This is a genomic window from Cupriavidus sp. 22TCCZM01-5, from assembly GCF_057798915.1.
This window is the reverse complement of record NZ_JBYOJR010000002.1, coordinates 120,651-132,761: the sequence shown is the minus strand read 5'-3', so window position 1 is coordinate 132,761 and position 12,111 is coordinate 120,651. Positions and strand designations below refer to the sequence as shown.

At 66.0% G+C, this 12,111-nt stretch carries 8 protein-coding genes; all 8 read left to right on the top strand.

What is annotated here, in order from left to right:
• The first annotated feature begins 13 nt into the window (after nt 1-13).
• The 8 genes from AC3FNH_RS02695 to ssuD all read left to right on the top strand — a co-directional run bounded on the left by AC3FNH_RS02695 (nt 14) and on the right by ssuD (nt 12,110).
• Nucleotides 14-1,039 (top strand): branched-chain amino acid ABC transporter permease, encoded by a 1,026-nt coding sequence (locus tag AC3FNH_RS02695; RefSeq protein ID WP_488719001.1) that lies wholly within the window; start codon nt 14-16, stop codon nt 1,037-1,039.
• Nucleotides 1,040-1,052: 13 nt separating this feature from the next.
• The gene (locus AC3FNH_RS02690; protein ID WP_488719000.1) at nt 1,053-2,129 is read left to right on the top strand and encodes a branched-chain amino acid ABC transporter permease; all 1,077 of its coding nucleotides are present in this window, start codon (nt 1,053-1,055) and stop codon (nt 2,127-2,129) included.
• A gap of 94 nt (nt 2,130-2,223) precedes the next feature.
• Complete coding sequence (locus AC3FNH_RS02685) at nt 2,224-4,344, top strand: D-(-)-3-hydroxybutyrate oligomer hydrolase (protein WP_488718999.1); 2,121 nt, start codon at nt 2,224-2,226, stop codon at nt 4,342-4,344.
• A 312-nt stretch (nt 4,345-4,656) separates the two neighbouring features.
• Nucleotides 4,657-7,245, top strand: coding sequence for an ATP-dependent chaperone ClpB (clpB, locus tag AC3FNH_RS02680; RefSeq protein WP_488718998.1), 2,589 nt, complete (start codon nt 4,657-4,659; stop codon nt 7,243-7,245).
• 735 nt (nt 7,246-7,980) lie between these two features.
• Complete coding sequence (locus AC3FNH_RS02675; protein WP_276100201.1) at nt 7,981-8,985, top strand: sulfate ABC transporter substrate-binding protein; 1,005 nt, start codon at nt 7,981-7,983, stop codon at nt 8,983-8,985.
• 68 nt (nt 8,986-9,053) lie between these two features.
• Entirely contained in the window at nt 9,054-9,668 is a 615-nt protein-coding gene (gene ssuE, locus AC3FNH_RS02670; protein ID WP_276100202.1) for an NADPH-dependent FMN reductase, read from the top strand.
• A gap of 184 nt (nt 9,669-9,852) precedes the next feature.
• Nucleotides 9,853-10,911, top strand: a complete 1,059-nt coding sequence (locus tag AC3FNH_RS02665; RefSeq protein WP_488718997.1) for a sulfonate ABC transporter substrate-binding protein — start codon at nt 9,853-9,855, stop codon at nt 10,909-10,911.
• Nucleotides 10,912-10,946: 35 nt separating this feature from the next.
• Nucleotides 10,947-12,110, top strand: a complete 1,164-nt coding sequence (ssuD, locus tag AC3FNH_RS02660; protein WP_488718996.1) for an FMNH2-dependent alkanesulfonate monooxygenase — start codon at nt 10,947-10,949, stop codon at nt 12,108-12,110.
• The last annotated feature ends 1 nt before the right edge of the window (nt 12,111 follow it).

The window sequence follows — 12,111 nt, the reverse complement described above, 5'->3', positions numbered from 1 at the left end:
CATGACGAGACTCATGACAACCTCCACAACCATACCGACTGCTGGCCCCGCAGACTTGCCAAGAGTCCGTCTCGACTGGACGCCGTTGGCCCTTGCACCTTTGCTGATGCTGCTGGCTTTCCCGCTGGTGGGCAGTGGTGCCACCTGGCTCACGCTGACCATTGCCGGGCTGGCCATGGGCATGATCATCTTCGTGGTGTCGTCGGGCCTCACGCTCGTGTTCGGCCTGATGGACGTGCTCAACTTTGGTCACGGCGCCTTTATCGCGCTGGGCGCGTATGTGGCGGCCTCGGTACTGCTGCCGCTGTCGGGGTGGGTGCAGGCCGACAGCCTGGTGCTGAACCTCGCGGTGTTCGCGCTGGCGATCCTGGCGGCCATGGCGGCGGCCGGGGCGGTCGGGCTGTTCTTCGAACGCGTGGTGGTGCGCCCGGTCTACGGCCAGCACCTCAAGCAGATCCTGATCACCATGGGCGGCATGATCGTCGCCGAGCAGCTGATCAAGGCCATCTGGGGGGCGGAGACGATCGCGCTGGAGGTGCCGGCGGCGTTCCGCGGCGCGGTGCTGCTCGGCGACGCCGCCATCGAAAAGTACCGGCTGGTGGCCATGGTGCTCGGGCTGGTCGTGTTCGTCGCCATGCTGCTCTTGCTCAACCGCACGCGTATCGGACTGCTGATCCGGGCCGGCGTGGAGAACCGCGAGATGGTGGAGGCGCTCGGCTATCGCGTGCGGCGGCTCTTCATCGCCGTGTTCGTGGCCGGTGCCGCGCTGGCCGGCATGGGCGGCGTGCTGTGGGGGCTGTACCAGCAGAACATCACGGCGGCGATCGGCGCGCAGGTCAATGTGCTGATCTTCATCGTCATCATCATCGGCGGGCTGGGCTCGACCACGGGCTGTTTTGTCGGCGCGCTGCTGGTGGGGCTGATGGCCAACTACACGGGATTCCTGTTGCCGAAGGCCGCGTTGTTCTCGAACATCCTGCTGATGATGCTGATCCTGCTTTGGCGCCCGCAGGGGCTGTTTCCGGTGGCCAGGCGCTGAGAAGAGGCACGACATGACCCGACTGCTTTCCGGCGACCTCCCTCGCAGCCGCGTGCTCAGTGCGATGCTGCTGCTGATCGTGCTGGCCCTGGCCTGCGCGCCGTTCGTGTTCCCGGGCGCCCGCGCGCTGAACGTGGCGGCCAAGATCTGCATCTTCGTGGTGCTGGTGGCCAGCTACGACCTGCTGCTCGGCTATACCGGCATCGTTTCCTTTGCCCACACCATGTTCTTCGGCATCGGCGGCTATGGCGTGGCCATTGCCATGTCGCGCATGGAGCCGGGCTGGGGCGCGCTGCTGGCGGGCACGGCGGCGGCGCTGGCGGTGTCGGCGCTGCTGGCCTTCCTGGTTGGCCTATTTTCGCTGCGCGTGCGGGCGATCTTCTTCGCCATGATCACGCTGGCCGTGGCCACGGCCTTCGCCACGCTAGTCTCGCAATGGTCCGAATGGACCGGCGGCGAGGACGGCCTGAGCTTCAAGGTGCCGGAGGCACTGCGCCCGGGCTTTTCGCTCGGCGATGCCGAATGGTTCGGCGTGCCGCTCAACGGCAAGCTGCTGAGCTACTACCTGGTGTTTGCCGGCGCGGTGGTGCTGTTCCTGCTGCTGCTGCGCATCGTCAACTCGCCGTTCGGCCGCGTGCTGCAGGCCATCCGCGAGAACGACTTCCGCGCCGAGGCGATCGGCTACCGGACCGTGGTCTTCCGCACAGTCTCCACCGTGCTGTCTGCCATATTTGCCACCATGGCCGGCGTGCTGATGGCGCTCTGGCTGCGCTATAACGGGCCGGACACCTCGCTGTCGTTCGAAATCATGGTCGATATCCTGCTGATCGTCGTGATCGGGGGCATGGGCACGCTCTATGGCGCGGTCATCGGCACCACGCTGTTCCTGCTCGCGCAGACCTACCTGCAGGACGTGATGAAGCTGGCGAGCGAGGCCACGGCATCCGTGCCGCTGCTTTCCGGGCTGCTTCACCCGGACCGCTGGCTGCTGTGGCTGGGGCTGCTGTTCATCCTCAGCGTCTACTATTTTCCGCAGGGCGTAGTGGGGCGGCTGCGCGGCGCCGGCATGGCGCAAGACGCGGCGCCCTGAGCCGCGCCGCACGGAACGCACAGCATTGGCCCGGCAGTTTGCAGTTCGGAAGTCTTCTCGGCATGAGCGGATAGTCAGCAAACCAGGAGGTCCCATGCAGCACGACAACTTTCATCGCCTTGGCAAGGTCGCCTTCGCGGCCGTTGCGGCACTGCTGGCCGTGGCTTGCGGCGGGGACAGCGGCGACGGCAATACCAACCCGAATATCAAGCCCGCCAATATCGGCACCGTGACGATCAAGGCCTACGACGGCACGACCGACGACCTGCTGACGGCCGGCCTCGGCAAGGATGGGCTGGCAAGCGCCACGGCACCGGTACCGGCCAATCCCACCGCGCCGACTGCGGCCGAGCTGCGCCGCTACGCGATCTACACCAACTACCGCGCGATCGTCGACACCACCGCGGGCGGCGGCTTCGGTACGTTCTACGGACCCAATGTCGACGCGCAGGGCAACGTCACCACCGGGCAGGGCAAGATCGCCGGCGTCGAGTACCTGGCCTTCTCCGACGACGGCAGCGGCCAGGAGAACGTGACGATGCTGGTGCAGATCCCCAACACGTTCAATCTCAGCAAGCCTTGCATGATCACCGCAACGTCGTCGGGCTCGCGCGGGGTGTATGGCGCGATCTCCGTGGGCGAGTGGGGGCTCAAGCGCGGTTGCGCGGTGGTCTATACCGACAAGGGGACGGGCGCCGCGCCGCATGACCTGGACACTGACACCGTGCCGCTTATCGACGGCACGCGCACCACGCGGAGCGCCGCCGGCAGCAACGCCCAGTTCGCGGCGCGGCCAGGCATCCTGTCACTGGCCGACTTCACGAGCCAGGCCCCGCATCGACTCGCGTTCAAGCATGCCCATTCGCAGCGCAACCCGGAAAAAGACTGGGGCAAGTTCACGTTGCAGGCGATCGATTTCGGCATCTGGGCGATCAATGACCGCTTTGGCTTGGTTGCCGGAAACGGCGTGCGCCAGCGGACCCTCGGCAAGAACAGGATCCTGGTGATCGCCTCCAGCGTTTCCAATGGCGGCGGCGCGGCGATCGCGGCGGCAGAGCAGGACGCCGGCGGCATGATCGACGGCGTGGCCGTGGCCGAACCCAACGTGAACCTGCCGCCGAATGCCGGCATCCTGGTCAAGCGTGGCAGCAAGCCGGTCAATGCGTCAGGCCACAAGCTGTATGACTACATCACCACGGCCAACCTGTTGCAGCTATGTGCGTCCCAGGCAACTTCGCTGGTCAATGCTCCGGCCTTTGCCACCAACGCGTTCTACGCTGCCCGGTGCCAGACGCTGGTCGACAACAAGATGATTACCGGCACCACGGTGAGCGACCAGGCGGCAAGCGCGCTCGCGACGCTGCATGATGCCGGCTGGGAACCGGAGTCGGATGCGCTGCATCCGTCGCTGGCCTTCTTCGATACGGCGGCCTCGATTTCGGTGACCTACGCCAACTCGTACGCCAGGGCCAGCGTGACGGACCGGCTGTGTGGCTACAGCTTCGCCACCACGCTGGCCGACTTCAAGCCGGCGGCGATCACGCCGTCGGTGCTGGCGTCGATGTTCTCGACCGGCAACGGCGTACCGCCAACCAGTACGGTGCAACTGATCAATGACCGCGACCTGCAGCATGGTCCGTTCCTGAACGGCCAGTCGGTGTCAGCCTCCAGCAACCGGGCCGATGCCAACTTCGACGGTGCCAAGTGCCTGCGCGACCTGCTGACGGGCACGGGTTCCCAGGCGCAGGCGCTGCAGGCGGGCGTGTCGGAGACGCAGCGCACGGGCAACCTGCGTGGCAAGCCAGCGCTGATCGTGCACGGCCGCAGCGATGGCCTGCTGCCGGTCAATCACACGTCGCGGCCGTATCTCGGCTTCAACCGGCAGCAGGAAGGCGCGGCCAGCAAGCTCTCGTATATCGAGGTCGAGAACGCGCAGCATTTCGATGCCTTCATCGGGGCCGTGTCGGGGTACAGCAACCGCTACGTGCCGCTGCACCTGTACCTGATCCGCGCGCTGGATGCGGTCTTTGACAACCTCACTACCGGCAAGGCCCTGCCGCCGTCGCAGGTGGTGCGCACGATCCCGCGCGGCGGCGCCACCAATACCACGGCCGCACCGACGCTGCTGCCGGTCAACGTGCCGCCGATCTCGTCCAGTCCCGACGCCGGCAACCAGATCACGGCCAGCACCGGCGCTGTAGATGTTCCGGATTGATGCGTGCCGCCAGCCGCGGCACGACCTGGCCGTGCCGCGGCGCTATCGCGCGCGCAGCTTCCAAGGCCCGTGGCGGGAGACTGTCGCGCAGGGAGAGGCGCTTGCGTAGAGGAACTACCTTGAAAGCAAGGGTGACGCCAGAGCTGCCTGGTCGTGCGAGCGGTGTATCGCATTCTTCACTTTTTCTCGCGCCAAGATCGCGTCGGCGTGGTCTTGAAATGTCAGGCCAGAGCCTTATCTTTCGGAAAGACATCCAGTGTCCGGCCAGGCGACCTCCCTAGCATCAGGACACTCACTGAGAGAGGGAATCCTATGCGTCTTGACAAACTGACTACCCGGTTCCAGGAAGCGCTGGCTGATGCGCAAAGCCTGGCACTGGCCAATGACAACCAATACATCGAACCGCAGCACCTGCTGCGTGCGCTGATTGCGCAGAACGACGGCGCCGCCAAGGCGCTGCTGCAGCGTGCCGGTGCAAACGTGAGCGGCATGCAGAGCGCGCTGGATGCGGCCATCAAGCGCCTGCCGCAAGTGCAGGGCACCAGCGAGGTCCAGGTGGGCCGCGACCTGGTCAACCTGCTCAACGCCGCCGAGAAGGAAGCCATCAAGCGTGGCGACCAGTTCATCGCCAGCGAGCTGTTCCTGCTTGCCGTGTCGGAAGACAAGGGCGAGGCCGGCCGCATTGCGCGCGAGAACGGCCTGAACCGCAAGCCGCTGGAGACTGCCATCCAGGCCGTCCGCGGCGGCGATGCCGTCAACAGCGCCGATGCGGAAACCCAGCGCGAGGCACTCAAGAAGTACACCATCGACCTGACCGAGCGTGCCCGCATGGGCAAGCTGGACCCGGTGATCGGCCGCGACGACGAGATTCGCCGCGCGATCCAGATCCTGCAGCGCCGCACCAAGAACAACCCGGTGCTGATCGGCGAGCCGGGCGTGGGCAAGACCGCGATCGTGGAGGGCCTGGCGCAGCGCATCGTCAACGGCGAGGTGCCCGAGAGCCTGAAGAACAAGCGCGTGCTGGTGCTCGACATGGCTGGCCTGCTGGCCGGCGCCAAGTACCGCGGCGAGTTCGAGGAACGCCTGAAGGCCGTGCTCAACGACATCGCCAAGGACGAGGGCCAGACCATCGTCTTCATCGACGAGATCCACACCATGGTCGGCGCGGGCAAGGCCGAGGGTGCGATCGACGCGGGCAACATGCTCAAGCCGGCGCTGGCGCGCGGCGAGCTGCATTGCATCGGCGCGACCACGCTGGACGAGTACCGCAAGTACATCGAGAAGGACGCCGCGCTCGAGCGCCGCTTCCAGAAGGTACTGGTGGACGAGCCTTCGGTGGAAGCCACCATCGCCATCCTGCGCGGCCTGCAGGAGAAGTATGAACTGCACCACGGCGTGGAGATCACCGACCCGGCCATCGTCGCCGCGGCGGAGCTGTCGCATCGCTATATCACCGACCGCTTCCTGCCCGACAAGGCGATCGACCTGATCGACGAGGCGGCCGCGCGCATCAAGATGGAAATCGACTCCAAGCCGGAGGCGATGGACAAGCTCGAGCGCCGCACCATCCAGCTCAAGATCGAGCGCGAAGCGGTCAAGAAGGAGACCGACGAGGCCTCGCTCAAGCGGCTCGACCTGATCGAGCAGGAGATCACGCGCCTGGAGAAGGAGTACGCGGACCTCGACGAGATCTGGAAGGCCGAGAAGGGCGCCGCGCAGGGCACGGCCGCGCTCAAGGAAGAGATCGAGAAGGTCAAGCTCGAGATCGTCAAGCTGCAGCGCGAAGGCAAGCTCGACAAGGTGGCCGAGCTGCAATACGGCAAACTGCCGGGCCTGGAAGGCAAGCTCAAGGCCGCGACCGACGCCGAGGCCAGCGAGCAGAAGCAGCCCAACAAGCTGCTGCGCACGCAGGTTGGCGCCGAGGAAATCGCCGAAGTGGTGAGCCGTGCGACCGGCATCCCGGTGTCGAAGATGATGCAGGGCGAGCGCGAAAAGCTGCTGAAGATGGAAGACCGCCTGCACAACCGCGTGGTGGGCCAGGACGAGGCCGTGCGGCTGGTGTCCGATGCGATCCGCCGTTCGCGCGCGGGCCTGGCGGACGAGAACAAGCCTTATGGCTCGTTCCTGTTCCTGGGGCCGACCGGCGTCGGCAAGACCGAACTGTGCAAGGCCCTGGCCGAGTTCCTGTTCGATTCGGAAGAGCACCTGATCCGCATCGACATGAGCGAGTTCATGGAGAAGCACAGCGTGAGCCGCCTGATCGGCGCGCCGCCCGGATATGTCGGCTACGAGGAAGGCGGTTACCTGACCGAGGCCGTACGCCGCAAGCCGTATAGCGTGGTGCTGCTCGATGAAGTCGAGAAGGCTCACCCGGACGTCTTCAACGTGCTGCTGCAGGTGCTGGACGATGGCCGCCTGACCGACGGCCAGGGACGCACGGTGGACTTCAAGAACACGGTGATCGTGATGACGTCGAACCTCGGTTCGCAGATCATCCAGTCGATGGTGGGCGAGCCGCAGGAAGCGGTGAAGGGTGCCGTCTGGCAGGAAGTGCGCACGCATTTCCGTCCGGAGTTCCTGAACCGGATCGATGAAGTCGTGGTGTTCCACGCGCTCGACCAGAAGAATATCGAGTCGATTGCGCGCATCCAGCTGCAACGCCTGCAGGCCCGCCTGGCCCGCATGGACATGACGTTGGAGGTCAGCGAGCTGGCACTGGAGAAGATCGCGAGTGCGGGTTACGACCCGGTGTTCGGGGCGCGTCCGCTCAAGCGGGCGATCCAGCAGCAGATCGAGAACCCGGTGGCGCGCGCCATCCTGGAAGGCAAGTTTGCCGCCAAGGATGTCGTGCCGGTGGATTACGCCGACGGCGAATTTACCTTTGGCCGTGCGCTGGATTAAGCGGGTATGAGCGGGAGGGCGCCCTTCGGGGCGCTTTTTTTTCGGGTTCTTTGGCGGATTGCTGGGAATGGGGAATGATGGGGTTGTCGTGCTTGGCATGCGCCGCTGTTTCGCCGGCGTAGCCGGCGAGTCACTTTTTGTCCGAGCGACAAGAAGTAACCAAAAAGCGCGTTTACTTGCCCTAGCGGGCGAATATTGATCGTAGTGTGCTGAGGGTGTTGTACGGGTACGGGCTTCAGAGTCTGCCCGGCTGCCCAGCACAACGTCTCGCCCACTTGACCTTGGTCAAGCCGGATTCGACGCGGCATCGCTATGATTCTTTCTGTCATGGAGATGCGGGGGCGCTCTTCATGACTTGTCTACCCGTTTCCGAATGGAAACTTAGCCCGCACCGCTAATCCGGTGCGGGCGTTTTCTTTTGGGCGTCCGGTTTTCGGCCCGGGCCGAAATGTTACCGGATGGCGCATGGATATCGCGTCATGAGCGCCCGACCTCTTCGGCTATCCAATCTCCGTGCGCCTGGCACGGCTTGCCGGCGCGGATCGACACCGTGCTCAGGCATGTGCATATTTCCGCCCGATCTTATGCGGAAAACACGCAAGGTTCGGCGAAAGCATTCGTTCCGTTCAGATAGGCCCCTCGGTAGTCTTGCTCCTGACACAAGCCCGACCGCCAAAGGCGGGCAGCCAACGAGGCGCTCCAGCGCCATTCACGACACCTGACGGGAGCAACAAGATGATTCGCAAGCTGGCCATCGGCCTGGCCGCTATTGCCGCGATCGGCGCCGCGCAGACGGCGGCGGCAACCAACCTGCTGAACGTTTCCTACGATCCGACACGCGAGCTGTACGTGGACGTGAACGCCGCGTTCGCCAAGGCCTGGAAGGCCCAGGGCGGCGACGCCGTGACCGTGCGCCAGTCGCACGGCGGCTCGGGCAAGCAGGCGCGCTCGGTGATCGACGGGCTGGATGCCGACGTGGTCACGCTGGCGCTGGGCTACGACATCGACGCCATCGCCGAGAAGGGCCTGCTCAAGCCCGACTGGCAGAAACGCCTGCCCCACAACGCGTCGCCGTACACCTCGACCATCGTGTTCCTGGTGCGCAAGGGCAACCCCAAGGGCATCAAGGACTGGAACGACCTGGTCAAGCCGGGCGTGCAGGTCATCACGCCGAATCCGAAGACCTCGGGCGGCGCGCGCTGGAACTACCTGGCGGCATGGGGCTATGCGCTGCGCCAGCCGGGCGGCAATGACGCCAAGGCGCGTGAATTCGTCGGCGAGCTGCTCAAGCACGTGCCCGTGCTCGATTCGGGCGCGCGTGGCGCCACCACCACCTTTGTCGAGCGCGGCCTGGGCGACGTGCTGATCGCGTGGGAGAACGAAGCGATCCTGGCCATCAAGGAGCTGGGTCCGGAAAAATTCGACATCGTCGCGCCGTCGGTTTCGATCCTGGCCGAGCCGCCGGTCGCCGTGGTCGACAAGGTGGTCGACAAGAAGGGCACGCGCAAGGCGGCCGAGGCCTACCTGCAGTTCCTGTACACCGACGAAGGCCAGGAGATCGCGGCCAAGAACTACTACCGGCCGATCTCCGAAAAGATCGCCGCCAAGTACGCGGCGAACTTTCCGAAGGTGAAGCTGTTCACGATCGATGAAGCATTCGGCGGCTGGCAGAAGGCACAGAAGGCCCACTTTGCCGATGGCGGTTCGTTCGACCAGATCTACCAGCCCGGCAAGAAGTAATCCACGAGACGGACGGGCCGGGGCAACGTGACCGGTACCGTTCCGCCAACCTGAAGAAGGAAGCCCCGATGTCCATCCTCACCCTGTCCGGCAGTCCCTCGGTGCCATCGCGCTCCGGTCACCTGCTGGCCCATCTGCGCAGCGAGCTGGAAGCCGCCGGCGAGCGTACCAGCCACATCGACCTGCGCGAACTGCCGGCCGGGCCGCTGCTGGCGGCCAGAGCCGACGATCCCGCCATTGCCGGCGCCGCGCGCGCGGTGGCCGAGGCGCAGGTGGTGGTGCTGGCCACGCCGGTCTACAAGGCAGCCTACAGCGGCCTGCTCAAGGCCTTCCTGGACCTGCTGCCGCAGACCGGCCTGCGCGACAAGGTGGTGCTGCCGATTGCCACCGGCGGTAGCCTGGCGCACGCGCTGGCGATCGACTATGCCCTGCGTCCAGTGCTGTCGGCACTGGGTTCGCGGCAAATCCTGCCTGGCATCTTTGCGGTGGACCAGCAGATTGAAATCAATGGAACGCAGCCCGCGCGCTTCGATGCCGCGCTGTCGTTGCGCCTGGAAGAGGGCGTGCTGCGCGTACGCGAGGCACTGGCCCGTTCGAGGATCCACGTCCCGCTTGAATTCGTGCCCGTGCCGCAGGCCCAGCGCGTCGCGCATGCCGCGGTGGCGCAGCGATGTCCTGCCTGAGCTGATTCGTAGTCCCGCCGGCTACTAGCGCGCCAGCGCTGGCCGGCCTCACCGGCAATTCCGTTGTCATGCCGCCTGTGCAGCAGGCCGGCAGGGCGGGTTGCTGCCCACACAGGCCGACGTTCCGGCCAAGACCATCCATGCAGACAGATTGCCGGACGCGTGCCGGCTCGGGAAAACATCCATGACATCGTCCACCTTGTCGCCGATTGCCGGCGAAGCCGCAACCCCTTTGGGTCATCCGCAGATCGCAGGCCAGCGTCGTCGCCGCATCCTGATCGCGGCGCTCGTACTGGCCACCGGCGTGGCCTATGGCCTGTTGCCGGGCCGCGCCGAAGCCCAGTCGAAGACCGTCGATCCCAAGGTGCTGCGCATCGGCTACCAGAAGTACGGCACGCTGACGCTGCTGAAGGCGCGCGGCACGCTGGAGAAGCGCCTTGCGCCGCAAGGCATTACGGTCAAGTGGACGGAGTTCCCGGCCGGCCCGCAACTGCTGGAAGGCCTCAATGTCGGCGCGATCGACTTCGGCACCGTCGGCGAAGCACCGCCGATCTTTGCGCAGGCCGCCGGTGCGCAGCTCGCCTATATCGGCAACGAACCGCCGGCGCCGACCGCCGAAGCCATCGTCGTGCCCAAGGGCTCCGCCATCAAGAGTGTGGCGGACTTGCGCGGCAAGCGCGTGGCGCTGAACAAGGGCTCGAACGTCCATTACCTGCTGGTGCGCCAGCTTGAGAAAGCGGGCATCCCCTATAACGAGATCCAGCCGGTCTATCTGCCGCCGGCCGATGCGCGTGCCGCCTTCGAGCGCGGCGCGGTGGACGCATGGGTGATCTGGGACCCGTTCCTGGCCGCCGCGGAAAAGCAGCTCGGCGCGCGCGTGCTGGCCGATGGCCGCGGCGCGGACGGCAAGAACGTGGTCAGCAACCACCAGTTCTACCTGGCCTCGCGCCCCTATGCGCAGGCAAAGCCGGAGATCGTGAAGCTGCTGCTCGATGAACTGGCATCGCTTGGCGCGTGGGCGGAAAAGAACCCGAAGGACGCGTCGGCCGTGCTGATCAGCGAACTCGGCCTGGAGCCCGCCGTGCTGGACCTGGCCGTGTCGCGATTCTCGTATGGCGCGCGGCCGGTGAGCGCCGACGTGCTGGCTGAACAGCAACGAATCGCCGACGTCTTCCATTCGCTCAAGCTGATCCCGAAGCCGATCAAGGTCTCGGACGCGAGCTGGCAGCAGGCGCAGCGCTGAAGCGCGCACAACCACAACGATAACGAGGTACCGACATGCAAGTTTTCTGGTTTATCCCGACCCACGGCGACAGCCGCTACCTGGGCACGTCCGAGGGCGCGCGCGAGGTGGGCATCGACTACTTGAAGCAGGTGGCCGTGGCCGCCGACACGCTCGGCTACGAAGGCGTGCTGATCCCGACCGGCCGCTCTTGCGAAGATCCGTGGGTGGTGGCCTCCGCGCTGGCTGCCGTGACACAGCGCCTGCGTTTCCTCGTGGCCGTGCGTCCGGGACTGATGACGCCGACGCTGGCCGCGCGCATGGCCGCCACCTTCGACCGCATTTCGGGCGGCCGGCTGCTGGTCAACCTGGTGACAGGCGGAGACGTGGCCGAACTCGAGGGTGATGGCCTGTTTCTCGACCACGCCGCGCGCTACGAAGCCTCGGCCGAATTCATCCGCATCTGGCGCGACGTGCTCGCGGCCAGCCATGACAGCGGCGAGATCAGCTTTGAAGGGCGACACCTGAAGGTGAAGGGCGCGCGCGTGCTGTACCCGCCGTTGCAACGGCCGCATCCGCCGGTGTATTTCGGTGGCTCATCCGCCGCCGCGCACGAGCTCGCCGGGGAGCAGGTCGATACCTACCTGACCTGGGGCGAGCCGCCGGCGGAGGTCGCGCTGAAACTCGCCGATGTGCGCCGCCATGCCGAGCGCCACGGCCGCACGGTGAAGTTCGGCATCCGGCTGCACGTGATCGTGCGCGAGACCGAGGCTGCCGCGTGGGCTGCGGCCGACGCGCTGATCAGCCGGCTCGACGACGAGACCGTGGCACGCGCGCAGGCCGTGTTCGCGAAGATGGATTCGGAGGGCCAGCGCCGCATGGCGGCCTTGCATGCGGGTGGCAGCAAGCGCACGCGCGAGGCACTGGAGATCAGCCCCAACCTGTGGGCCGGCGTGGGCCTGGTACGCGGTGGCGCCGGCACGGCGCTGGTCGGTGATCCGCAGCAGGTAGCCGAGCGCATCCGCGAATACGCGGAACTTGGCATCGATACCTTCGTGCTGTCCGGCTATCCGCACCTGGAAGAGGCTTACCGCTTCGCCGAGCTGGTGTTCCCCCTGCTGCCGCGTTCCGTGCGCATCAAGCTGCCGGGCCAGGTGCTGTCGGGACCGTTCGGCGAAGTCATGGCGACCGGCATCGTGCCGCGCGCTTCGCAAAGCTGAG